The 23,094-nt window shown below is 60.3% G+C and carries 19 protein-coding genes and 1 pseudogene; 5 read left to right on the top strand and 15 right to left on the bottom strand.

Features of this window, described 5'->3' with window-relative positions; all coding sequences use genetic code 11:
• The first annotated feature begins 56 nt into the window (after positions 1 to 56).
• The 3 genes and pseudogenes from BKA12_RS10870 to BKA12_RS10860 form a co-directional block, all read left to right on the top strand.
• The gene (locus BKA12_RS10870) at positions 57 to 812 is read left to right on the top strand and encodes a polysaccharide deacetylase family protein (protein ID WP_183643707.1); all 756 of its coding nucleotides are present in this window, start codon (positions 57 to 59) and stop codon (positions 810 to 812) included.
• Positions 809 to 1,363: a TetR/AcrR family transcriptional regulator gene (locus BKA12_RS10865; RefSeq protein ID WP_183643704.1), complete on the top strand. Its 555-nt coding sequence runs from the start codon at positions 809 to 811 to the stop codon at positions 1,361 to 1,363. The genes BKA12_RS10870 and BKA12_RS10865 overlap by 4 nt, the downstream gene beginning before the upstream one ends.
• Positions 1,364 to 1,428: 65 nt before the next feature.
• Positions 1,429 to 2,214 (top strand): annotated as a pseudogene (locus tag BKA12_RS10860) (LLM class flavin-dependent oxidoreductase); the annotation flags it as partial.
• Positions 2,215 to 2,268: 54 nt separating this feature from the next.
• On the opposite strand, the gene BKA12_RS10855 reads toward BKA12_RS10860, so the two are convergent.
• The gene (locus BKA12_RS10855) at positions 2,269 to 3,447 is read right to left on the bottom strand and encodes a PD-(D/E)XK nuclease family protein (protein ID WP_183643701.1); all 1,179 of its coding nucleotides are present in this window, start codon (positions 3,445 to 3,447) and stop codon (positions 2,269 to 2,271) included.
• 80 nt (positions 3,448 to 3,527) lie between these two features.
• Between BKA12_RS10855 and BKA12_RS10850 the strand changes: the two genes are divergently transcribed.
• Positions 3,528 to 3,905, top strand: a complete 378-nt coding sequence (locus tag BKA12_RS10850) for a DUF3052 domain-containing protein (protein WP_183643698.1) — start codon at positions 3,528 to 3,530, stop codon at positions 3,903 to 3,905.
• A 12-nt stretch (positions 3,906 to 3,917) separates the two neighbouring features.
• On the opposite strand, the gene BKA12_RS10845 is transcribed toward BKA12_RS10850, so the two are convergent.
• From BKA12_RS10845 to BKA12_RS10830, 4 genes are all read right to left on the bottom strand, one after another.
• Positions 3,918 to 5,591, bottom strand: coding sequence for an NERD domain-containing protein (locus tag BKA12_RS10845; RefSeq protein ID WP_183643695.1), 1,674 nt, complete (start codon positions 5,589 to 5,591; stop codon positions 3,918 to 3,920).
• Between the two features lie 187 nt (positions 5,592 to 5,778).
• Positions 5,779 to 5,940 (bottom strand): hypothetical protein, encoded by a 162-nt coding sequence (locus BKA12_RS10840; protein ID WP_183643692.1) that lies wholly within the window; start codon positions 5,938 to 5,940, stop codon positions 5,779 to 5,781.
• A 171-nt stretch (positions 5,941 to 6,111) separates the two neighbouring features.
• Complete coding sequence (locus BKA12_RS10835; protein WP_183643689.1) at positions 6,112 to 7,119, bottom strand: PDR/VanB family oxidoreductase; 1,008 nt, start codon at positions 7,117 to 7,119, stop codon at positions 6,112 to 6,114.
• On the bottom strand, positions 7,119 to 8,198 hold the full coding sequence (locus BKA12_RS10830) for a Rieske 2Fe-2S domain-containing protein (protein WP_183643686.1): 1,080 nt from the start codon (positions 8,196 to 8,198) through the stop codon (positions 7,119 to 7,121). The genes BKA12_RS10835 and BKA12_RS10830 overlap by 1 nt, the downstream gene beginning before the upstream one ends.
• 365 nt (positions 8,199 to 8,563) lie before the next feature.
• On the opposite strand from BKA12_RS10830, the gene BKA12_RS10825 reads away from it, so the two are divergent.
• Positions 8,564 to 9,892: a cryptochrome/photolyase family protein gene (locus BKA12_RS10825; protein WP_183643684.1), complete on the top strand. Its 1,329-nt coding sequence runs from the start codon at positions 8,564 to 8,566 to the stop codon at positions 9,890 to 9,892.
• Between the two features lie 134 nt (positions 9,893 to 10,026).
• Here the strand turns inward: BKA12_RS10825 and BKA12_RS10820 are convergent, their stop codons facing one another.
• The 10 genes from BKA12_RS10820 to BKA12_RS10775 all read right to left on the bottom strand — a co-directional run bounded on the left by BKA12_RS10820 (position 10,027) and on the right by BKA12_RS10775 (position 23,092).
• Positions 10,027 to 11,427: an MFS transporter gene (locus BKA12_RS10820; RefSeq protein WP_183643681.1), complete on the bottom strand. Its 1,401-nt coding sequence runs from the start codon at positions 11,425 to 11,427 to the stop codon at positions 10,027 to 10,029.
• A complete protein-coding gene (locus tag BKA12_RS10815; protein WP_221228084.1) occupies positions 11,420 to 11,860 on the bottom strand; it encodes a MarR family transcriptional regulator in 441 nt (146 codons plus the stop codon). Before BKA12_RS10815 ends, BKA12_RS10820 begins: the two co-directional genes overlap by 8 nt.
• A gap of 87 nt (positions 11,861 to 11,947) precedes the next feature.
• Positions 11,948 to 13,102 (bottom strand): N(5)-(carboxyethyl)ornithine synthase, encoded by a 1,155-nt coding sequence (locus BKA12_RS10810; protein ID WP_418303760.1) that lies wholly within the window; start codon positions 13,100 to 13,102, stop codon positions 11,948 to 11,950.
• A gap of 255 nt (positions 13,103 to 13,357) precedes the next feature.
• Positions 13,358 to 13,762 (bottom strand): hypothetical protein, encoded by a 405-nt coding sequence (locus BKA12_RS10805; RefSeq protein ID WP_183643678.1) that lies wholly within the window; start codon positions 13,760 to 13,762, stop codon positions 13,358 to 13,360.
• Between the two features lie 87 nt (positions 13,763 to 13,849).
• The gene (locus tag BKA12_RS10800; protein ID WP_183643675.1) at positions 13,850 to 15,307 is read right to left on the bottom strand and encodes an ApeA N-terminal domain 1-containing protein; all 1,458 of its coding nucleotides are present in this window, start codon (positions 15,305 to 15,307) and stop codon (positions 13,850 to 13,852) included.
• The gene (locus BKA12_RS10795) at positions 15,304 to 16,092 is read right to left on the bottom strand and encodes a TatD family hydrolase (RefSeq protein WP_183643672.1); all 789 of its coding nucleotides are present in this window, start codon (positions 16,090 to 16,092) and stop codon (positions 15,304 to 15,306) included. The genes BKA12_RS10800 and BKA12_RS10795 overlap by 4 nt, the downstream gene beginning before the upstream one ends.
• On the bottom strand, positions 16,092 to 17,390 hold the full coding sequence (locus BKA12_RS10790) for an adenine nucleotide alpha hydrolase family protein (RefSeq protein WP_183643669.1): 1,299 nt from the start codon (positions 17,388 to 17,390) through the stop codon (positions 16,092 to 16,094). Before BKA12_RS10790 ends, BKA12_RS10795 begins: the two co-directional genes overlap by 1 nt.
• The gene (locus BKA12_RS10785) at positions 17,387 to 18,226 is read right to left on the bottom strand and encodes a hypothetical protein (protein WP_183643666.1); all 840 of its coding nucleotides are present in this window, start codon (positions 18,224 to 18,226) and stop codon (positions 17,387 to 17,389) included. The genes BKA12_RS10790 and BKA12_RS10785 overlap by 4 nt, the downstream gene beginning before the upstream one ends.
• Complete coding sequence (locus tag BKA12_RS10780; RefSeq protein WP_183643663.1) at positions 18,216 to 20,099, bottom strand: KAP family P-loop NTPase fold protein; 1,884 nt, start codon at positions 20,097 to 20,099, stop codon at positions 18,216 to 18,218. The genes BKA12_RS10785 and BKA12_RS10780 overlap by 11 nt, the downstream gene beginning before the upstream one ends.
• Complete coding sequence (locus BKA12_RS10775) at positions 20,096 to 23,092, bottom strand: restriction endonuclease (protein WP_183643659.1); 2,997 nt, start codon at positions 23,090 to 23,092, stop codon at positions 20,096 to 20,098. The genes BKA12_RS10780 and BKA12_RS10775 overlap by 4 nt, the downstream gene beginning before the upstream one ends.
• Positions 23,093 to 23,094 lie beyond the last annotated feature (2 nt).

The raw sequence follows: 23,094 nt of genomic DNA, 5'->3' as shown, positions 1-23,094 counted from the left end.
GGTCCTAAAGGGTTGAGGTTTGACTTGAGGGTGCAACGAACCTTTCAATAGATACTATGTCTCAAAACTCTAGTGGCACGCAGTATCCGAGCCGACGAAAACGACGCCGCAAGAAACTCGTAGTCGCCGTCGCAGTCATCGTGGTCCTCCTGCTGGTAATCAGCTACGGCACCAAGCGTGTCATCCAGACGCGCTCATGGCAGATCGCCGGCGAACTCGTCAGTCGAGTGGAGACGGACGAGAAGGTCGTGGCGCTCACCTTCGACGACGGCCCCACGGATGCAGACGCCGACGCCGTTCTCGACGTGCTCGAGGACCGCGACGTGCCAGCGACCTTCTACGTCAACGGCAAGGACGTCGAGGGCAACCCAACGACCATGCAGCGCATCATCGACGACGGGCACGAGATCGGCAATCACACGTGGAGCCATCGGTCCATGGCCTTCGTCTCGCCGGAGACGGTCGCCGAAGAGATCGAGCCGACCGACGAGGCGATCCGCGCCACTGGGTACGACGGCCCGCTGACCTTCCGACCCCCGCACGGCAAGAAGCTCCTGACCCTGCCGCTCTATCTGGCAGAGCACGGTCGCCTCACCGTCACATGGGACGTCGCCTACGAAGACTGGTCTGGCGATCCGCAGAGCACCGGGGATCTCGTCAGTGCCACGGTCGAGAACACGCGCCCGGGGTCGATCATCCTGCTCCATCCCTGGTTCGGCCGGACGGCAACACAGGAGGCTATCGGCCCCGTCATCGATCAGCTGAAGGAGCAGGGCTACCGGTTCGTTACCGTCTCGGAGCTCATCGGATGAGACCGCGGGTTACCAGTCGAGACCAGATCGACCGAATCGCTCTCGAACTCTTCCTTGCTCACGGCTACGCCGAGGTCACGACCGACGAGCTGATCCAGGCATGCGGAGTCTCTCGGCCGACGTTCTTCCGCTACGTGGCCTCCCGCGACTCCCTCGTGCTCGACCACATCGCACAGTTCGGCCAAGGCGTGGCAGCGATGGTGCGCGAACGGGTCGAGGCGTCGGCCTGGGTCGCGCTGCGCGAAGCCATGTGTGACGCTGTCGAGATGCTCGATCCGGGCTCGCGCGAAGGGATGGCGTTCCGAATCCTGCAGTCCTCGCCCGGGATCCGTTCGTCAGCGCTCGAACTCACTCGAACCTGGCGGGGACAGCTCACGGAATCACTCGTGGCGGGTGAGTACTTCGCCGGTGACGACAGACAGTGCGAGGCCGCCGCGGCTATGGCGATCGGACTGTTCCAGATGAACTGGGCATCGCCTGGGGCGACGCCCAGTTCGACCTCTGCCCTGCTTCGCCGGGCGTTCGACGACGCGGTAAACCTGGTTGTGTAGCTCGTCGGGCCACAAGAATTCACCTGCTGCCGCCCGACCGCGCACTAGAGATCAAGTGTCACAACGCTGACATGCGGTACGAAAACCCGCTGTACATGGCAGAAGACGCCGGTGCCGCGGACCTGATTTCGGGCGGCAGACTGCAGCTCGGCATTAGCCGTGGTTCACCAGAACAGGTGATCGACGGCTGGCGCCACTTCGGCTTCTCCCCCGCTGAGGGCGAATCCGATGCTGACATGGGACGTCGCCACACCGAGCGATTGCTCGAGGTACTGACAGGCGAAGGCTTTGCACAGCCGAACCCTCGTCCGATGTTCCCGAATCCTCCGGGGCTGCTCCGCGTTGAGCCACACTCCGAGGGACTTCGCGACCGCATTTGGTGGAGCTCCGGCTCCAACGACACCGCGGTCTGGGCAGCCAAGCTCGGCATGAACTTGCAAAGCTCCACCTTGAAGAACGACGAGAACGGCAAGCCGTTCCACGTTCAGCAAGCGGAGCAGATCGAGATCTACCGTCAGGCATGGAAGGAAGCCGGCCACGAGCGCACACCTCGCGTCTCTGTCAGCCGAAGCATCTTCGCCCTGACCGACGACCGCGACTGGCAGTACTTCGGCCGCGACCGCTACAGCTCGGACCAGGTGGGCCAGATCGACGCGAAGACTCGCGCCGTCTTTGGCCGTTCCTACGCGGGTGAGCCGGACGAACTCATCGAGACGCTCAAGCAGGACGAGGCCATCGCGGCCGCAGACACACTGTTGCTCACGGTGCCGAACCAGCTCGGCGTCGAATACAACGCTCACGTCATCGAGTCGATTCTGACGCACGTAGCCCCAGCCCTCGGCTGGCGCTAAGCCTTCGGGTGCAGGCGGCGGTTACCTTCGGGTGGCCGCCGCTTTGCTTTGCCATCACCTCGTGGCATCGAGAGCCAGGATTTCGTCCCGCAAGCGATAGTCGTCGGCGGACAGGCCGTGCAAAACTTCCAGCAACGAAACTTGGGACTGGCGCATAATCCTGCGGTTGCCAGTGCTTGCGATGAAAAGCTTCGAATAGTCAACAGTTTCACCGTCACCTAGGCTCAGACTGTCGCTCTCGTTTTCGACATAGTTCCATGCTGTTGGACCGAATCGAATCTCAAAATTTTGAGCGGACGTGGCGCCATCGTCAGCGGTGACAACCAGCTCAACGATCCATTGATAAATACCCACGTAGTTGGCTCGAATCTCGCGGACAGAGCCCGCTCGAAGCTTGCCGTCCAGCTGGCTGTGCAGGGTTGAGCGCGCATAGATCTTGAGTCGATCCTTAACCCTCTTGAGAACCTCTCGGCCGCCTTCAAAGCGCTCCCTTGCACGCTCGGCAACGTCGCTTGCAAACTTCTCAGCGGCCACATCACTTGGGCGCTCTCTGTAGCGTCTGGCTTCGCCCGAAACACACATTGCGTCGATGAAAGCCAAAAACTCCGAATCACTCACTTCATCCCCCTTAGCGGCAAATTTCCTGTGCATCTGGATGAGGAACGAGTACTGCTCGGCGTGTAACTGTGCGTAGTTCCTCTCCTTGTTCAGCTCATCCACAAGGCGATCAAGGAAGCTCTCATACGTAATCACCGTCGCACGTTCCCAACCGTCGGATTGGAGGTAGGTGTACTCGGATGCGCAGAGCAGAACGACGACGCCGAACTTACCGTCTCGCTGACCGTATTTGAGGTAGGAGTTGTAGCTATGCCCGTGGCCGTCGGAGGTTTCGTAGTTTTCCACTACGACGACGGTCGAGTCATTCTCTAAAACGAGGTCGGCGATGTCTAGGCGATGTCCTGACTCGGCAGTATTGACTTCCTGACGGACGGAATAAGGCCCGTCTGGCAGATCAGCCGAAGGTCCCAGCCGCTCGCGGATCAGGCTGAGAAAGACTCTCTGGCCAAGCGTTTCGAAGCGGTGCGAGCCTCCGATATCCAGAATCCATCGAAAGATGTTCGACAGCTGTTTCTCATGCGTCCCATGGTGCATCACGTTGAAAACATTGAACGCCTCATGACTCGACCGGCCCAGCACGGGCAAGAGCTCGGTAATGAGGTCGTAGTCATCCATGCGCTCATTCTGCTACACCACTGCCCACGAAAAGTGAGCTGCGTCGTCGTAATTCAATTTCGAAATGGCACACTAGTGCCATGACCAAGACCATCGCCGAAAAGCTTCAGATCAAGCCCGGAAATTCAGTGCACGTGGTGGGTGCCAGCGCCGAAAAACTCGCCCTGTTGGAACCCCTGCCGGAGGGCGCGAGCTTTGTTGAGGGGATCGAGGAAAGCGTCGCCGATTCGGCCCTCATTTCCGCGCGCGACAAGGCGCAACTGGATGAACTTTTCCTGCCTGTCCGCGATCATCTTTCGGGCACTCGCGCGGGCTGGGTGCTGTATCCGAAGGGCAATAAGTCGGACATCAACCGCGACAGCATCTGGCGATACATGGAAGAGATCGACTGGACGCTGAACTCCAACGTGTCCATAGACGATTACTGGTCTGCGGTGCGATTCAAGAAGAAAGCCTAAGCCCTCCGCCGGTCAGCGTGATCGAGTCACTCGCTTGAAGACGTCGTCTCCCCCAGCTTGGCGCAACAGATCCGGCGTTCCCACAACCACCAGTTTGCTGCGAGCGCGTGACAGACCTACGTATAAGATCTGACGCGCGCGCTCGGGGTTCTGAAAACTGTTGAGCGCCAAGACGACAGCACGTTTCTCGAGTCCCTTGAATCCGAGGACGTGCCCGTAGAAGACATCCTCGGCGCTGAAGTAGGAGTCCCAGTAGACGTCGAACCCGTCCCGTTTCACTTGTGCATCGTGTTCCGGGTGACGCCGGCCGGTGGTCAGCAGGGCTACGTCTCCAGGCTCCCAACCGGCGCCCAGAAGTTTTTCGATCTGGTCATCCGCTACGTCGAGCACGGCGTCGGAGATGGCGTTACGATCTCCTGCGACATCAACCGACACCCACTCGACGCGCTCGCCAGACTCACTCCTGACATCTTGCGGCAGCGCGGTCAAGGGCGCGAAGCACTCCGCGATCGCGCGGGAATTGCGGAGATTGTCATCCAGCGGGAAGGGGTTGAGCTCAATGGGAGCAGCACCGTTCCGGTCGAAGACTGTCTGACGGCTATCCGCGAATGCGTACAGGACACCTTCATCACCCTCAGCGAGACAGGTGGTCACGGCGTCCCACCAAAGGTTCTCGAAGTCCTGAGCTTCGTCAACAACGATGGCGTCAAATTTCTGTTCTGGCGCGGCCTTCGCCGCGCTTTCCAGAAGGTTCTTGGGGAGTTCTTCAGCGTAGAACTGATCCGCGGGCAGCGTCGTCGTCCTTGCTGCTTCTTCGACGTTCGGGCCGCCGAAGTATTCGCCCAACCGGTGAAATAGCCCCACGTAAACCGGCCGTTCGTGCTCGTGCCAGGTCTGCGTCATGAGTTCGAGGTGCCGCGCCAAACCGCGCGAATAACACATCAGCGCGACCCGTTGCCCGTTTGCGGCAAGCTGGCGCGCTTTCATGAGCGCCAAGTGCGTTTTCCCAGAGCCCGCTCCGCCCACAAGCTGCGCCCGGGGTTGCAGCCGAAGCAGTGCGAGGATGCGTTCCTGCTCGCGAGTGAGGCGATTTCCTTCGTCTTCGATCTCTTGCGCCAAGAGCTGGGCGTTTTCGACGGCCCGATGCGTGGTTCGAAGCGCCTTGCACAGATGCTCCAGCTGATCCCGTTGAGGCGCCACGTAGGCATTGAGCTGAGTGAGACCATTCTCGATAATTCGGGCCGCTCTAGGGAGATCGTTCGCGTCGATCATGATCTCGCGCGGCGCGTCAGGGACATTCCAGCTAGACGGCAACTCCGTATAAGGAACGGCGACGAAGTGACCAATCCGCGGGATGTGGAAGCTCGAGACTGATTTCAGGTAGTTGATCAGGGCGTGCTTCGCCAGACGCACTTGCTCGATGGGCGAGGCGACCAGATTGCGGCCGCTCTGTATCCACTTTCCGTTCTTGACTTCAACGATGCCGCCCTTGACCTCGATGGCGGCGACACCCACACCCGGCCACATCACCAGCAGATCGATCTCCGCTTCATGGCCGCTGTGCGTGATGCGTTGACCTACGATGATCACCGCGTCATCCGGCAGCTGCTCCGCGAGCGCGGAGCATACGATTTCCTCCGCAGCGGATTCGAAGTGCGGGTTGCCAGGAAGTAGCTTCGCAGTCACTTGCTCATCGTATCCACGAGCAACACTTCGACGAAGTACTGGGAGTTATCTCACCCAAGACGGGAAAGAATCTCGTCATCATCCGCATGTCAGACTTCTGTGTAAAGAAGAGGAAGATCCAGCAGGATCACGAGCGAGACATCGAGATAGTTCGCCGTCACTTGGCGTCTGTCCTAAACGCCAAGTCCTAGTCCTCTTTGAGGCTTCCGTCCTGATTGATGTACCACGGCGGAGTTGGGAGTTCGCCTAGGTCTTGCCGAACGCCATCGGTATACATGTTTAGAGTGACGGTGTCCGGATGCACCTTGGTGGCGTTGGATACGGCAATGACATCCTTGTAAAAATCCACCCAGTTTGTGTAACGCACAATTCCCACTTGCCCCACCTAACTCTCGAAGTGATTGATAGTTACGACTCTACGGTCAAGGTATGACAGTTAGATCTCGAGCCAAATCGTCACGCCACCGCAAGGGAACAATGTCCCCGAGCGGCGTCGTCGTAATTTCCGAAGAATCCGGGCTTAGTGAGCCTCAATAGTGACCACGGCGCGCTGCGCGCTGGCACCTTCAGAAGCCTTGCCAGCAACCCCCACCACCCGCGAAACGCAGCAGTTCATCTTCTGATTCAGTCGCTGCTGGCGTTCGCTATAGAACACGTCGCGATGGTCGATCACGCCGGTGAGCTCGGTGATGCGCACTTCGCAGAGCCCGCATTCGCCCTTGCGGCAATCGAACATCATGTCCGCGCCGGCATCTTCCAGCGCCTCGAGCATGGAGCGATCCGGCGGGACCACCACTTCCAAGCCCAGCTTCGGCACGCGGACCAAGAATTCTTGCGGATCAAACCAGCCGCTGTTGCCGAAAGTTTCGTAGCGAAGGTTCGGCAGATCGAGCTCGCGCTCAATCCAGGTGCGTCGGACGGCATCCATGAGTCGGATGGGTCCGCACATGTACAGCTCGGTGTCTTGGTCCACGTCAGATAGCAGTTCGGGGATCTTCAGCGACGTGCCCTCGTCGTCAATGTGGGCTTGGAGTCGCTCGCCATGCTCAGCCTCGAGCTCCGCGAAATACGCCATCGCCTCACGGCTACGACCCACGAAAACCAGATTGTAATCCGCCTTGAGTCGCTTCAAGACCCGAGCCATATTCGCAATCGCCGTCACGCCAATGCCACCCGCAAGCAGCACGTACTTCTGCGCGCCAACCCGCAGGGGGAAGTTCTGGAGCGGCTGCGTGATCCGCATCGAATCCCCCACGGAAACCGTATGCATGAACTCGGAACCACCGCGAGACAGCGGCGCCTTGAACACGCTGATGGCAATCCGCGAACCATCCTCGGACGAATCCACCACCGAGTAAGAGCGCTGAACGTCCTCGCCATCAATCTGCACCAGCAGATCAATGTGGGAGCCAGGCTCCGCCTTCACCGGCAATTCCGGAGCAAAAACGATGCGCTTGATGTCGCGCGCAATCTCGGAGACCTCAACAACGATCGCCGATTGCCACACCTGCGTTTGTGAAACCGCCATTAGGACGCCACCAACCGGCCTTCGGCCTCCAGCATTGCGGTGAGGATGCGGCGCACCCACATGCCACCGGAGTCGATGTTGAGGTTGTAGAACTGGTAGTCAGGGTTCGCGTCGATCGCGGCTTGCTGCGCTTGCAACATGGCCTCGTCTTCGGCGAAAACGCCGTGCACGCCATCGCGCAATTGCGTGGTGATGAGCTGGCTGTCCAAGCGGTAGTTGCGCATGAAGGCCCAGAAATAGTGGCTCGAGCGGTCTGTTTCCGGGGTGATGGTATTCATGACAAAGCCGTTGACACCCTGGCTGCGGTCCCCCTCCGGTGCACCAGTTCCAGCCTTCGCAACACCCACATCAATGCGGATGGTGCCGGGCGCTTCGAAGTGGATGATCTGCCAGCGATCCACCTTGCCCTCGAAACCAGGGAACTTGTCCCGCATGTTCTTGAGCCAGAATGGCGGCGCATCGATGTTGTGCATCCAGCGCGTGACAGTGACGCGGTTACCTTCGTGCGTCACCACAAACTCGGATTCGCTGAGCTCTTCTTGCCCAATCGAGGACGAGTGCACGAATTCCTCGTGCGTGAGATCCATGAGGTTGTCCAGGATGAGCTGGTAGTTGCAGTCCGCGTGAATGGTGAGGCCGTCGCCGGCCCATTCGTCCGAAGTCATCTGGAACATATCCGGCACCAGTTCAGGGTCCGCGAGCGTTGGATCACCCAACCAAATCCACACGTAGCGGTAGCGCTCCACCACAGGGAAGCTCGGAACCGTGGCGCTCGGGTTGATGGTTTCCTGAGCGGGCATGGAGACGCAGCGGCCCGCCGAGTTGTAGACGATGCCGTGATAGGGGCACTGCAACCCGTCCTTGCCCACGGTTTTGCCCTGAGACAGCGGAGCGAGGCGGTGCCAGCACGCGTCGGCGAGCGCCACAGCGCGCCCGTCTTCCGTGCGATAAAACGCCACCGGACGGTTGGCAATTTGGCGTGACATGGGCTTTCTGGTCACTTCGTGATCCCACGCCGCGACGTACCAGGCGTTCAACGGGTGGGGCAGAATCTTGGCGGTCACGGTATTCGTGCTCATGGGTTGTCCTTTCGAAACTAACTATGTGCATAGTTAGTTGATTGGTTCAATAGTACCTATGGAGATAGTGAGTTGCAACACATTCTTGTGCGCACTTCTTGAGGACGACGGCGCAGCTCGGCCCTGCGGGCAGGCTCAGCTTCGCGAGCCTCGTCTTTCGGAACTCCGACTGCTCCTTCCGATGCTTCGCAAGCTGCTTTGGAGGCGAAATCAATCCAGGCATGGCCAGAGGTCCACGGCTTAATAGTTGATGTTGTGACCGATCTTGAACATCAGGTCAGCGAAGGCCGTTGGCTTGACCCATTCACAGCCCGTGCCTTCGTCCCAGGCGATATCGATGATGAGCGCAACGATAGAATCAGCTCATGGTCGCTATCACGTGGTTCCGAGACGATTTAAGGCTTGCAGATAACGCGGCTCTCAGTGCGGCGGCGAAAGATCCGGACGGAATCGTGGCGCTTTACGTACTCGATGACGAAACTGCCGAAGTCCGTCCCCTTGGAAGTGCCACTCGATGGTGGCTTCACGAGTCACTCCAACAACTTGAGCGTTCCCTGGCCACCTATTCCATTCCATTGATTCTGCGTCGCGGCCCCGCAGAACAGGTGCTCACCGAGGTGGTGTCAGAGGTCGGAGCCACCGCTGTGCACTGGAACCGCAGGTACGGAGCGGCCCGGGCTCTCGATGCTCGACTTAAAGAGTCGCTCACCGCTCGTGGAATCACTGCCCACTCCTACCCCGGCAATCTATTGTTCGAACCGTGGACAGTCGCTAATTCCAGCGGGGATCCCTATGCTGTGTATTCAGCGTTTTGGCGAGCATGCTTGAGGTCGCCCGAACCCGACCATCCGCTTCCCATTCCCACCACACTGATCCCAGGTGGCCAGCAACCGTATAGCGAAGACCTCACGGCATGGAATCTTCAGCCCGCAACTCCTCGTTGGTGGAGCGGATTTCACGACCGCTGGGTACCCGGCGAAGCGAAGGCACTCGAAAAGCTCACCCATTTCCTGGAGAGAGCCGTGACTAGGTATCACGAAGAGCGTGATTTTCCAGCGCGAAGCGCTACTTCTGAGCTATCTCCCCACCTACGCTTTGGAGAAATCAGCCCACGAACGATCTGGCATATCAGCCGCGCAGCGAATCAAGAAGTTGAAGTATTCCTTTCCGAACTTGGATGGCGCGAGTTTGCTTGGCACACGGCTTACGCATTCCCAGACCTTCACCAACGATCGCTCAACCAGAAGTATCAAGACTTCCCATGGAGCAAGGGGGTCGGCGACGAGGTTCAAGCTTGGCAACAAGGCAACACCGGGTACGGGATAGTAGACGCAGGCATGCGAGAGCTGTGGCAAACCGGCTTCATGCATAACCGAGTCCGCATGGTGGCGGCATCCTTCTTGACGAAGAATCTGCTGGTGGACTGGAGGGTGGGTGAAGAGTGGTTTTGGGACACGCTCGTCGACGCGGATGAAGCCAGCAATCCCTTTAACTGGCAATGGGTAGCAGGTTGCGGGCGCGATGCCTCACCGTACTTTCGCATCTTCAACCCACAAACGCAGCAAAAGAAGTTCGATCAAGACGGCCTCTACGTCAACTACTGGGCTCCTGAAAGCGCCAACCTCGAACCCGTTGTGGATCTGTCCGACTCTCGCGGCGAGGCTCTGGCCGCCTATGAGTCAATAAGGCACTGAGCGAGCCTCCAGCATAATAACTATGGGTCATTCGGACTACCCGCGTAGGTGGAGAGCGCGGCGTGGTCAACATGACCCGCGCATCAACCATCAGCGGTTGGTGCGATCTTCCCCTTTTGTCTAATCCGCAGAAACTATTTCCGGTGAATAGGAGACTGCTTGGGACGCGAAATCAGTGCGTGAATGAGCAGCGCAATAAACACGACAGCAGCAAGGCCCGCACTAATGGCGAGAGTCAGATTGATGCCTTCGGCAGTCGGGTGAGCGTCCGGCGCCATGTGTGCCGCGAGCACCGCACCCGAGACGGCGGTTCCGAAGGAGCTACCCACAGTTCGGAGAACCTGATTGAAGCTGACCGAGCTACCAAGTTCTTCCGCTGCGACACTGCGTGCAATCAGGCCAGGCATTGCGGCATAGCTCGTGCCCATTCCCAGACCAAGCACCAACATGCCAAGGAGGATCTCCCAGAGATGCGCATGGGACAGCCACATAAGAAATGCGGATGCGGCCATGATGCATGAGCCCACCGGAAGAAGCGTTGCCAGAGGGATGCGGTGGGACACCTTGCGAACCAAGCGGTTTGCCGTGAAGCTACCCACCGAGAGCGGGAACATCACCCAACCTGCCCAGAACACCGGAAGCGCGATGCCGTAGCCAGTGGCCGCCGGTGCCTGAGCAATCAAGCTGGAGATCGAAAGCCCCAGATACATCACGGCACCTAGGCCGATGGCCGTGCTGTTAGCCAGCAGCACCTCGCCGTTTCCCAGGACGCGCAAGTTGATGAGCGGGTGTTCAGACGCCAATTCAACCTTGACCCACGCCCACAAAGTGATGACGGAAACCAAGAACGTGCCGATGGTCAGCAGCGATCCCCAGCCCCAGTTGGGGCCTTCACTGATGCCGAGCAAGAGCAACCCCAGGCCGAGACCCAGCAAGACCGCGCCAGCAAAGTCGAAGGGAGTCCGTGGAGCCATCTCATCTGGGCCCGCGGGAACCACGCGAAGCACCACAATGATGGCACTGACAACAAAGAGCGCTGCGAACCAGAAAGCGAATCGGAAATCGAAGAGTCCCGCGATGATGCCTGTCAGCGGATAACCAATGCCGATACCCGTCGCCACCGTGACGGACAGACTCGAGATGGCAGAACGCACCTTGTCAGGCGTTACATAACGGCGAGCCAAAGCAATCGTCACCGGCACAATTCCATACGTCAGACCCTGCAATAGACGACCGACCAAGAAGATGGAGAAGTTCGGCGCCGTCGCTGCGATCACGGATCCAACAAAGATGATGGTGAGAGACCACAACAACAGCCGCTTCTTATGCGGCCCATCGCTGATACGCCCCATGACCGGCGTCGCCACGGCGCCCACCAGAAGGTTCGCCGTCAGCATCCACTGCGCCGCACTCACGGAAACATTCATTTCCCGCGAAATAGTGGGCACCAAGAGCATGCCCAAAGAGCTGACGATAGCCGTCGACAGAGCCGCGTAAATAAGCGCCGGCCCGAGTTTAGATCGCGCTTCAGTCATCGGCCGCCTCTGATCCCAACTTCTGAAGGACAGGAATGGCAGCGCGAAGAATGGCGCGCTCGTCGTTAGAGAGACGTTCCTGGATGGCCGTTTGCAGCCAAGTGACGCCGGCGTCCAATTCTTCCGTCAATTTCTGTTGGCCCGCTTTGGTGAGCGTTATCCAGGTACGACGGCGATCGTCGTCGTCCGGGATGCGGGCAGTAAATCCCAAGTGTTCGAGCTCTTTTGTAGCGAGCGAAATTGCTTGCTGGCTGACTTGAACCACGGCCGCGAGTTCCGTGGTTGATGCACGACCGTGCTCCGCGAGATGGCGCAGAACGCCCAATTTTCCGGGCGAAAGTGTCCGCCGGGAATTGAAGCGGAGGGAGAACGGGTACAGCGCTTCGTAGAACGAGCGCGTCGTCAGTTCGTCAGGTGAAGAGTCATGAGGCACTCAGAAAGTGTACAAGCTACTTGTGTAAGTTGCTTGTACACTTTCTGCCCTAACGCCCTAGGCGGAGTTTTATCGGCCTCAGATCTGCTATTTCTTGCCGCTCCGAGCGTATGGATAATCTTCATCACGCTTCTGGAAAGCGAGGATGGCACGGTTCTGGATCATGCCATTTCGGATCTCGATCGCGCGACGAATCGGCTCGCTCTTATCCCAGGCTTCTTCGCCATCGAGCACCACGCTGATGAATGGCAGAAGCGCCTCGCTGATTTCCCAGCTCGCCGAGTTCCAGAGGTAGGACGGGCTGTGGTCAACCGCGTAGTAGTTGATGTTGTGGCCGATCTTGAACATCGGGTCTGCGAAAGTGGTTGGCTTCGCCCATTCAAATCCCATGCCTTCGTCGCAGGAGACATCGATGATGATGCTGCCAGGAGTGAAGACTTCAAGATCCGAATTCCGCACGTACATCAGCGGATCATTAGGGTCCTGCAGCGTGCAGTTCACGACGATGTCGCTCTTGGCCAAATAGTTCGCGAGCGGCCAGCGGCCCTCTTCGGTGATGGCCTCAAGGGAATCGTCGACCTGATCGAACTGCACCATGTCCACCGAGTGGATGGGCGAAGCGACCGCCGCGACTGCCCGACTGGTCAGCACGTGAACGTCGTTAATTCCGTGCGCAAGAAGCGCAGTGACTGCACCACGCGCCGTCGCACCGAAACCGATCACCGCGGCGCTGAGCCTGCGGCCGTAATCGCCAGTTGAGCCGGCCAAAGACAGCGCGTGGATGACCGAGGCGTAGCCGGCCAGCTCGTTGTTCTTGTGGAAGACGTGCAGCCCGAAGCTGCCGTCGGGGCCCCAGTGATTCATCGCTTCGAAAGCGATCAGCGTCAGCTTTTTATCGATGGCCAGTTGCGTGATGGCATCGTCTTGCACGCAGTGCGGCCAGCCCCACAAGATCTGTCCATCTTTCATGTCTTCAAGATCTGAAGGCTGCGGCTTGGGCAACAGCAGAATGTCAGAAGCCGCAATCACCTCGGTGCGCGTGCCGATTGAACCCACAAATTTGGCGATTTCTGAATCGTCCATGCCGAAGGGCTCGCCGTAGCCGGATTCCACCATGATGCGGTGTCGATAGTCCTCGTGGATACGCTCAAAGTGAGCTGGATGGATTGGCACCCGGCGCTCGTCGATCTTCTTCGAAGTTCCCAGTACACCCATAGAAAGGGTTGTTGCCGTAGCCATTATTCACGTCCTGTCGGGAACGCCGCGGTGGCGTCCCCATACCTTCAACGGTACAGGTGTTCCGAGTCGGTCCCTTACGTAGTTTGCTGACTAGGTTCGGAGTAGCTTTCGATGCGGGGATCAGAAGACTAAGGCGATTCCGGTTGCATTGCACTGGCAGCAGTGCGGTAGCCAATCCGACCCAGATACACAGGTGCCTGAGTGGGGCTCCTACGGACTTACTGCAATCAAAACGAGACAGTCCGCAAAGTCGATAGTCTAGTAGCAGAAGCCCGTGGCCAGATCGGAAGCATGGCACTGAAGCGGTCGAGCCAGCCGCCACGTGCCGCATGTTTGGGGAAGAAGCTCCATGCTGATATCGAAGAAAAGATCCTTGAAGGCTACCGCGCAGGTCGGATCGCCTATGAAATCGCGGGCGAGCACGGCATCCATCGAGTCACCGCGAGTGTAGTTCTCAATCGGGCAGGCGTAACCTTGCGCCGCAATCCGCCGTAGGCGGACCAGGTGAAGGAGATGATCCGCCTCTACATCCAGAGCCTCTCGCTTCAAAAAGCCGGAGGCCGCCTCGGCTTCGACGCCATGACTGTCCTCAACAAGCTCAGGAGCCGAGGGGTCCGCACGAGAGATTGGCATGGATGCAGCCGATGATGATCGATTGTTCATAAGCGAAGTGTTCGGTGCGCTGAGCAGGTGAGGGAACTGGGCAGTCGGGAGATGGCCCTCCAATAAGTCATCATCATCATCAGGACCTCAGCCCGGCTGATTCTTGGCTGCGCGTTCCTGCGCGCCGAGCGGAGCACCAAGCAATCGGATGGCTTCAGAACGCACCGCCCGCTCGAGAATGTCAGCCACGACTGCCAGGTGCTCGGGATCGAACGATCCTGAGCCATGGGACAGCGTGTTTCGTGCCCTCGTGAGCGCAGTTTGGAGTGGCAGCGTGTCCTTGCCGTTGTGCTGCGCGCGGACGATCTTGACGAGTTCGCTTTTCGCGAGTCCGTCGGGGATCTCATCGGGCAACCGCTTCAGCAGATCGGCAAGCGCTGAATCGAGACCCTGCTGCGCTTCCTTGCGGAGGTGCTTGTTGATGAAGGAGAGATCTGCCTTGTCCAACAATTCCTGTACTCGTGCGATCACGCCCTCTCGCTTTACCCCGAAATTCTCCCTGTCCGCTTCGTGTTTGGCTCGATTCTCAAAGCCATACGATCCTTCGAGTGCCTGCAACAGAAGAAGGAAGCGTGAGCGGGGGTGCTGGTCACTGGCCGTCGCCATCGCACCGTAGGTCTCAAAGAGCGGATGCCTGGCAGCTACCTGGCGCTGCCAGGCGTGCAACAGGTCGAGCAGGCTCAGATTGTCGCCCGCCAGACTGACCGCTGAACGGATCTCCTCAACTGCCGCGCGCGTCGAGTTCACGGGTGCGTGGGTGATATCCCAGCCGAACACCTGGTCGCGGTGCGAGCGGGGCGCGGCTTCATTGACCACCGCAAGTAGGTACCGAATCTCGCGCGGGGAACCTGTCAGGAGCGAAATGAGCTGTCGAAGGGGTCGAACCCGCTCAAGCCACCAATCGGCAACCGTCAGAGGTTCCCCCGAGGTCAGGCGCAGGACAGGGCCGAAGGCCATCCGAAACTCGTAGCCGTCGAGTGCACGAACGGAATAGTCGTAGCTGAACGTCATCGACTGTCCGCCCGTATCCCAGACGAGCTTCGCTTCCTTGTCGACTGTGGCCGTCCAGACTGGCTCATCGCCGGCTTTCATCGGCATGTTCACGTGCGAGATCGGGGCTACTCCTGCAACCGACTCCAACCCCTCGATCTGAAGCTCAATCGAGGCGTACTTCCGTTGCTCTGAAGAGTCGAAACTATCGAGGGACAGGACGGCAAATGCACCGATCGCCCGACCGTTTCCAGGGAAGCTGTAGCTGAGTTCTCCATTCATCAGGGCGACGTAAGCGCCACTCGAGAGTCGGCCCGTGAGGGTATCAAAGCGGTGCCGCTGCGGGAACGAGGCAACGCCTGTGGCACCCTCGGACACCCACTCGATCGGCAGGTCACCGAAGAGAATGCCGCTCGGATATTTCCCTTGCTCGACAGTGAGGAGCCCCGGGACCCCGGCGCGTCCACCCTTACGATCCGGCACTTGCCACGTGATGAGGTATTCGCCCGTCTCGAACGGGAGCTTGACAGCCTTAGTCTCCTTGGCAGGTTTCATCGCGTCGCCTCGTTCGTCCGCGCGAACGCGATCATCCGCTGTACGGCAGCCGGAAGAAGACCGACAACGTTTGTCTCGTCCACAAGGCTAACCAGGTTCGTCCAGACCTGTGCACGCACGGCTCGCACACCGATCTTGTAGACCTCCCCAAGAGCCTTCTCAACATCAGCGACAGCTCCCGGCTGTCGCGGCACCGCCGAGGTTCGGTCGCCAGAAGGGTGATCGGTCTCAGTGAGAATCCGTTCAGGCGGGATCAGCGCTACATCGTCCGGGTAATTCATACCCGCCGCGTTGATTGAGAACCAGCAGCCGAGCTCGATTGCTCGGCGCGTTTGCGCCTTGTCGCCGCGCCACCAGTGGAGAACTGCCCCCCTGATTGGAGTTCGTTCCAGGGCATCGAGCACGCGCCCTGGCGCGCCGGAGCTATGGATGGAAGCGATGCGCGGCGTGCGCTGCAGCGCGCCAAGGATCGAGGAGAGAACTAGCTCCTGCTCGTCGAGCGGCAGCTTGGAGCGTCGATCCAGCCCGATCTCACTCACAAAGGCCGCCGAAGCGATCAGCGAGACGAACCTCTCGGCGTCAAACTCCCACTGCGCCTGCACCACGCCCGGATGACAGCCCACACCCCAGATCGTGACCTGGTCATGACGGTCCCTGACGGACTCGTACTCATCCAGAGACCTGGTGGCCGCGAACACGACCGCACCGAGCCGCTCAAGATCGGCTGGGCGCGTCTTTGGACTGATATGCGCGTGCAGATCAAGTGGGGGAAGCTGGGGCGTCATCAGAAGAGCCCTCGAAGTTCGTCGGCTCCCCGCTGAGACAGGGCAAGGGCATCCTGCGCTGAGTAGCCCTCGGGGAGCGACATAGCCATCACATCGCGTGCACGAATACCTCGATCGACGAAGTCCCGGAGAGGCTCAACGATCGACTTTTGCCGGACAAACGTGTTGTAGCCACCGATCTGATCGTTCACGAGATAGGTGGTCATGTCGGGAACGCCAGAAGCTACGAAGGCCGCACGGCGAACGAGGCAGCCGAAGCACACGCCGCAAGATGATCCCACGGGAGCACCGCTGTAGCGCGCGTCCGTGTGCGAGCAGGAGTTGGTGTTACTGAGGTAGGTCGAGGCGGCGTCGACTCCGACCGCGTCCGCTACCCGGCGGAACATCTCGCCCTTCGTGAGGGCCTCGAAGGGATTCTCGATAATGCTATGTCCGCCGACGCTCTGCATCAAGGCGGACAGTTCGCGCAGGAAGCGCGGATGGGTCGTGTGCGTCGACAAGCTGCCCCGACGGTCAGGGCCAAGTGGCGGGTTGAGCGATGCAAAGCCGTTCTCGGGGATCCAGAGCGTCGAGCCAGCGCGTTCAGCGACGGCGAGTCCCAGCGCCAGGAACAGCAGCGAGCGCGATCGAGTCGATGTCTCGCTGCGGAACGATGAGCCGCCCAGACGCTTCGAGCCGCGATGAAGATGGAACTGACGGTGTACCTGCCGGATGCCGGGCGCTAGTTCAGTGATGGCGCCAACGATGCGCTGCTGTACCGGGGAGATCGCCGTTGAGCTGTACTGCGACACCAGCGATTGCGAGCGGTCCTTGCCCAGATCAACCGCTGAAAGGAGTGCACCGGCAGCCGAGTCGGCACCACCGCTGAGGAGTACCGTCCGGTCGTGGTGCTGCTCCTCGATTGGAAGCCCGGCCTCACCGGCTTCAGGCGCCTGTGTGAAACTGAACGACCAGTGGTCGCCCGATAGGAAGCCGACTGTGCTGGCCAGCTGCTCGGCGTGTGATGCCCAGACGTGGGGATCGCCCACCTCCACGGTGAGCTCGAACTCCCTCGCGTTCCAGCTCGAGCCACCGCCCTCTCGAAGTACGGAGCGATCGGTGGCGAGTACTCCCAGAGCGATTCGGACAAGGTCGACGTTACGCACATTCACCACGCCAAGGTCAGCCAGGTGCGGATCAACGCCTCCGGTGAAGGTCGTCCGGCCGTTGTGTGTCCAGAGGAACACCTCGTCGAAGTTGCCGTCCAGCAGGGCAGCGTCAGCGGTGGCCTCGGAGAGGGTGAGTAGGAGCCGACTCATGACGTGACTCCGAAGATTTGCCCGATGTCGCGGATGCCGTTCTCGATGGCCTGCGCCATCTGCTGCTCGGTCGCGCCTGCCGGGTTCAGGGTTGCCTGGACCGCGTATTCCGCTGCCACATCACGGATCTGACGCTCCAGGCTACGGCGCTTCTCGAAGCTGGCGTCCTTGGCGTAGATCGTCGCTGACACCTCGGTCAGCGCGGTCTCCGCGATGGTCGTCTCGATCGACTTCCTGACGACATCCTCCGGCGTTGGCGGATGATCGGCAGGCTGCTCCAGGATCCACTCAACGACGGTCGCGACGATGTCGCGCTCCTCAGCATCCGCAAGTGTGCTGTCGGCCTGGGCCTCGAAGGCAGTCTCGATGATCTTGAGCCCGATAGCGACAGGGTCACCAAGCGACTGCAGCTCGTCATAGTTGAGGCCAGCTTCGCGCAGGGCCTCCCGGTTGCCCGACGAGTAGGCAAGCGCAAGCCGCCCAGCTCGCCCAGCTGCCCGAGAGACCCGGCCGACGGAGCGCGTGGCGCCACCCGATGAGCGGCCACCGCCTCCACCTCGGGAACCGCCGCCGCCACCGCCCGGGCCGTCGCTGCGCCCACCGCGGCCGCGCGAGTTGAGCAGTACGCGAAGCGCCGGCCCGAGGTCTACTCGCGGCTGCCCCGGCGTTCCGGGACGCGGCGGATCGGAAGAGTGGTCGGCTCCATCCGCGCCGCTCGTGTCAGCACCATCGGCACCACCTGGCCCACCTGCAGTATCAAGCCACGCCGCAATGTTGTCGCGGAGGTCACCTGCGTCCTTGCCACCGCTGCCGCCGAATGAACCGCTAGTTCCCATTGCTGCTCCACGCCGTCTCGACGATGCCCACAGACTGCTGGAGCTGCTGGTCGTCTGACCCAGCCCGCCAGGTCTCAAGCACCGGCCGATAGATCGCCTGATCCAGGGGTCGAAGCTTGATAATCGTTGCTGGCTCAACGTCTCCCGCAGGGAGACCTCGTAGCGCCGCCACCACGTTCGGCTGGGTTGTCGGCTGCTGGGCCGCAAGGCGAAGCAGGCTCTCGATCGTGAACTTCTGCAGAGCGGGCTGGTCGCGAGTACGGCGTCCGAGATGTCCAACCAGAATCTGGGCGTCGCTCTCGGGCAGCAGTCTCAGAGTCTCATCGGTGACACCCGCTCGGTCGAGCTTCAGGCTCGACGTCAGCGCGACCGCCAGGTCACGGAGACGCTCAGGTAGCCCTGCGTCAATGACCTCGATCTTGGCGAACGACGCTGCCAGATAGAGGTACCCCGAGATAGCAGAGGCGTCGAGTGCGGGCGGGAGCTTCGCCCAGCGCCGAAGAGTGTCGCTGAAGTCATCATCGCGGGCTGACTCCTGTTCCGGTACCGGAGTGACCGCCTTCTTCTTAGCGCGCCCCTCGTCCTGCCCATCATCCCCGGTTGCCTCGGGTGTTGTCTCTTCGACCTCCTCAACGCGGCCGTTGGCGGCAACATCGAGAGCGTCGAGCTTGTCGCGCAGCTGGTTAGACGCAAGCCAGCCGAGTACCGTCTCGAAGTCATCGGTGAGGATCCGCTCCAGCACCATGAGCTTCGCAACCTCGTCCGCCTCCAGCTCGAACCCACGACGCCGAGCAACCGCCTGGCGCACATTCAGATCGTTTAGGAACCGTTTGATCCGTCGCGGGTTGCCGTGGAACTTCTCGTAGAGGATCGGTGTCAGGCGTGTGGCTGTGACCAGATGCTCAGCCAGTGGAGTGCCGTCCTCGATCTCAAGATCGTCCAGACTGCCTCCACCGATGCGGAGCTCGTCGCACTTGGCGACAAAGGCTGTATATACCTCCTCATCGTTATCCATCTCCGCTTTCGCAAGCAGCAGGAAGAGATATGCCTCGGTGTCGAATCGACTCAGCGCAGGGAGCGGGATCGTCGTCTGGACGATCTTATGCAGGTAGAGCTTCGCTGGATCCTCGTCCTCGTTCTTTGGTGCAGCCGTCTTGAACTTCTGCTGAATAGCTTCCGCCACGCGATCCTCGTCGGCTGCGATGACGAAGGACATTCCCCTGGCCGAAAGAAACAGCCGGATCGCCTCAAGGGTCTCGACCACGGTGTCCGGCAGGCAGCGATCGAGATCATCGACGAGCACAACCACACGTGACAGGTGGGCCAGTGCAGGATCGGCCAACAACGCCTCGAACTCCTCGCGGAAGGCAGCCATGCCTTTCTCGCTGTCGAGACTGTCGGGCTCGTCGCTAACTAGGCCGAAGACGTCATCGATGTTCGGCAGTTGCATCGTGATAGCGGTCTTGGCGGCCATCTTGACCGCCTTCGACCAGTTCACTTTGCGGACGAGCTTCTTGAATGCTTCGAGGCCAGCCTGGCCAACCGGATCCGTCTCTTTGAACTCCTTGCTGAGCGCACCCAGCACCTCGGCGATGAGGCTCTCCTTGGGGCCAACTGCCGGGTCGTAGAGCCAGGGCTGCGTCGGGATGACCAGCACCTCACGCTCGCTACCCGAGGAGCGCTCCTTGATCTCGGACTTGATCAGCTCGAGGACGCTCGTCTTGCCGCTACCCCAAGCACCGGAGAGACCGATCGCCACGGGATCGAGTCCGTCATCGAAGATCGCATCCGCAGCCGTCTCTGCGACCGCGCGAAAGGCCAGCAGATCCTGGGTTGCAGGCTCATCTGACCAGAGCGGGTAGGAGGAGGTCATAGCTTCCACGCTCCCGGGACTGCTCGTGCGTAGTCATCGATACCGATGGCCTCGAAGTGGCGCTTGGCAGACTTGATCTTCGCAAGCTCGGTCGGTCGGAGTTTCGAGTCGTCGAGCGTGCTCTTCGTCTCACGGATCATGTAGATCCGGTCTTCGCCGTCCTCCTGCTTGATAATCGCCCAGTCGGGGTTGTACGGGCCGACTGGGGTGTCGATCTTGAACTTTGCGGGCAGCTTCATGAACAGTTTGATGTCCTCGCGAGAGTCGAGCAGCTCCGCGAATTGGCGCTCGACATCCGAGTCGAAGATGACGTAGTCGAAGTCGGTCTTCTGGGTGTGCTGCACCTTGTACATCTGGTCGAGGAAGCGCTCCTTCTCCTCCTCGCCGTCCCGCTGCAACTCGCGCAGCTCGTAGACCGAGCCTGCGATCCGCTCGTACTGGATACCGTCGACCACGATCTTCGCCAGCTCGTCCTGGAGGGCACGCTTGGTCATCGCGATGAAGTCGTTCGGGTTGCCGATGAACTCGCCCAGCCGGCCACTGCCGATCAGGATGTCGACAATGGTCTTGCGGGTAAGGGAAGTGGCCTCCTGCAGTTCCGTGATGATGTCGGGCAGGTCGTAGCTGCCCTTGAGATCCGCCGAGCGGGTGCCGAGCTCTTCACCCTTGGCGCCGCCTCGAAGCACCCTGACTCCGGCACGGGTCACCTGGATACGCAGCGCATCGATCTGCGGCGCTTCCCGTATCGCACGGACAGCGTTCTCGATCAGCTGGTCGCGACCAACCTTGACGCGGTAGGTGGTCTTCTGACTGATCGTCTCCCAGAACTCCTCGAACTCCGGATTCGAGTAGAGCTGCTTGTTGAGCACGCGCGGTTGACGTTTGCTGACGGGTTTGACGTACTTGCCGATGTTGGCGCGCTCAACCAGCTCGATGATGATCGGCTCGGCCCAGACAAAGTCGACCGGAAGGGCGAGATCGAAGCCGAGCTGCTTCGGCTGAAACTTCGGGGTGACCGCGCCGTCCTTGTCGATGAAGCCCTTGTCCTTGAGGTGCTCCCACACGAGGACGGAGCGCTGGTAGCCGAACTGGTCGTCGGTGAGCGCGCCGTTCTCGTCCTGTAGCGGGATCTTCGAGAACTCAGCCCTACGCACCCGACCGATCTCGACACCAGCGTCCTTGTACTCACGCTGGAGCGCGTCCGCGAACTTCGTATACGACTCGTTCGCCACGACCGTCAGCGTCGCAATGCCCCGGTCAGCGACACGGGCGTAGCCCACCTTCGTCTTCGCAACAGGGAGGCGGAGTCCGCGGCCGAGGGTCTGGCGGCGCTCTGTCTCCGCGCCCATCTCGCGCAGGGTACAAATCTGGAAGACGTTCGGGTTGTCCCAGCCCTCGCGCAGGGCAGAGTGGCTGAAGATGAACCGGACAGGCTCGTTCTCGTCGAGCAGCCGTTCCTTCTGCTGCATGATCAGCTCATAGGCGTCGTCATCGGCCTTCGTCGTGCCAGACGAGTCCTGAAAGGTCATCGTCTTGCCGCGCTTGATCTGGGAGAAGTACGCCCGGCGAAGCTCGCTCGGCGCCTGCGGCAGCAACTCCTGGTAGCGCGCCGACTTCGCGCGTTCCTCGGCAAAGACCTCATCGAACCACTGCACGAAGTCACCGTTCGCGTCGTCGTTGTTCGTGCCGTCGCCCAGGTAGCTGGCGACCTTGTCGACGAAGAAGAGGCTGAGCACCTTGATGCCCTTGGCGCGCAGCATCGACTCCTTACGCAGGTGCTCGCGAACGGTCTCGCGGATCATCTCCTTGTAGATCGCGCCGGCCGAGGCACCGATGCTCTCACCCTCATAAAGGAAGCCGTGCGAGGTGAGGTCAACGTACGCGGGCTCGATGCTCATCTCGTTGATACGCCAACCCTCGTAGATCGGGTTGTTCGTCAAGCGCGCATCCGACAGCTCCTGATGCTGCTTCACGCTCACGATGCGCCGTTCAAGCGAGCCATCGGCCTTACGGCAGGACAGCTCCAGGCGGGCCGACCACGATGGTTCACGCCGCACCTCGACCAGCTTGATATAGGGCGTCGCGTCGGCACCCTGCTGGGCCACCTCGGCCACAACAATCTGCTTCACCAGTCCGAGGTCGTGAGCGTCAACGGGGTCAAGCCGGTAGACGACGTTGCGCTGCTTCTTGTGAGTCGCGCTGTAGCGCAGAGTGAAGACCGGATCGAGTTCACCGACCGCCGACTGCGACAGCTGCGACTCCATGTTCTGCGGCTCGTCCATGATCACGACCGGGTGGGTCGCCTTCAGGTAGTCAATCGGGCGCAGGCCGTTCAGCTTGTCGCGCGTCTGGTGGATGATGCGGGTGTTCGCGTTGCCACGGATCGAGTCGATCGTCATGATGAGGATCTGCACGTTCGTCGAGGTCGCGAACGACTGCACCTCCTCGGCGCTCTTGCCGCTGTAGATCGAGGCGTCGAAGGTGATGCCCTGCGGCTTGTAGAGGTTCTCGAAGTGCTCGCGCATGAGCCGGATGCTCGTGCTGACACCCTCGCGAATCGCCACGCTCGGCACGAGAATCACGAACTTCGTGAAGTTGTACCGGACGGCCAGATCGAAGATCGTGCGCAGGTAGACATACGTCTTGCCCGTACCGGTCTCCATCTCGATATCGAAATCGAGCGCGTCGCCCGCAAGCGACGGCCCGACCTCGAGGCCGTTCCGGTCCTGCACACGCTGTAGGTTCGCGAGGATTAGGTCGCGGTCAAGCACGAGGCTGTTACCGACCGCTCCGACCTCCTGGGTGAGGTCAATGTCGAGCGCGGCCTGATCGGACTCAGGCAGCACCGCTGCACCACGCAACGTCGTGACCAGCTTCTCTGCATCCTTCGGCTGCCCATCGAACAGGTCGACCACGGACGCGATTGCATCCAGCTGATACGGCTGACTGGCGTCGAACTGAAACCCTGATCCGCTCGCTGTGTTGTTTTTCATGC

Origin of the sequence: Neomicrococcus lactis (assembly GCF_014200305.1) — a bacterium.
Classification (GTDB): domain Bacteria; phylum Actinomycetota; class Actinomycetes; order Actinomycetales; family Micrococcaceae; genus Neomicrococcus; species Neomicrococcus lactis.
Note: the sequence above shows the minus strand (reverse complement) of the source record. Positions and strands in the feature narration are given on the sequence as shown.

Bases quoted from the DNA above. Each gene is read 5' to 3' on its own strand.
- BKA12_RS10870 (WP_183643707.1), top strand. From the start codon at position 57: ATGTCTCAAAACTCTAGTGGCACGCAGTATCCGAGCCGACGAAAACGA.
- BKA12_RS10865 (WP_183643704.1), top strand. From the start codon at position 809: ATGAGACCGCGGGTTACCAGTCGAGACCAGATCGACCGAATCGCTCTC.
- BKA12_RS10855 (WP_183643701.1), bottom strand. From the start codon at position 3,447: ATGGATGACTACGACCTCATTACCGAGCTCTTGCCCGTGCTGGGCCGG.
- BKA12_RS10850 (WP_183643698.1), top strand. From the start codon at position 3,528: ATGACCAAGACCATCGCCGAAAAGCTTCAGATCAAGCCCGGAAATTCA.
- BKA12_RS10835 (WP_183643689.1), bottom strand. From the start codon at position 7,119: ATGGCGGTTTCACAAACGCAGGTGTGGCAATCGGCGATCGTTGTTGAG.
- BKA12_RS10830 (WP_183643686.1), bottom strand. From the start codon at position 8,198: ATGAGCACGAATACCGTGACCGCCAAGATTCTGCCCCACCCGTTGAAC.
- BKA12_RS10825 (WP_183643684.1), top strand. From the start codon at position 8,564: ATGGTCGCTATCACGTGGTTCCGAGACGATTTAAGGCTTGCAGATAAC.
- BKA12_RS10820 (WP_183643681.1), bottom strand. From the start codon at position 11,427: ATGACTGAAGCGCGATCTAAACTCGGGCCGGCGCTTATTTACGCGGCT.
- BKA12_RS10805 (WP_183643678.1), bottom strand. From the start codon at position 13,762: ATGAACAATCGATCATCATCGGCTGCATCCATGCCAATCTCTCGTGCG.
- BKA12_RS10800 (WP_183643675.1), bottom strand. From the start codon at position 15,307: ATGAAACCTGCCAAGGAGACTAAGGCTGTCAAGCTCCCGTTCGAGACG.
- BKA12_RS10795 (WP_183643672.1), bottom strand. From the start codon at position 16,092: ATGACGCCCCAGCTTCCCCCACTTGATCTGCACGCGCATATCAGTCCA.
- BKA12_RS10790 (WP_183643669.1), bottom strand. From the start codon at position 17,390: ATGAGTCGGCTCCTACTCACCCTCTCCGAGGCCACCGCTGACGCTGCC.
- BKA12_RS10785 (WP_183643666.1), bottom strand. From the start codon at position 18,226: ATGGGAACTAGCGGTTCATTCGGCGGCAGCGGTGGCAAGGACGCAGGT.
- BKA12_RS10780 (WP_183643663.1), bottom strand. From the start codon at position 20,099: ATGACCTCCTCCTACCCGCTCTGGTCAGATGAGCCTGCAACCCAGGAT.
- BKA12_RS10775 (WP_183643659.1), bottom strand. From the start codon at position 23,092: ATGAAAAACAACACAGCGAGCGGATCAGGGTTTCAGTTCGACGCCAGT.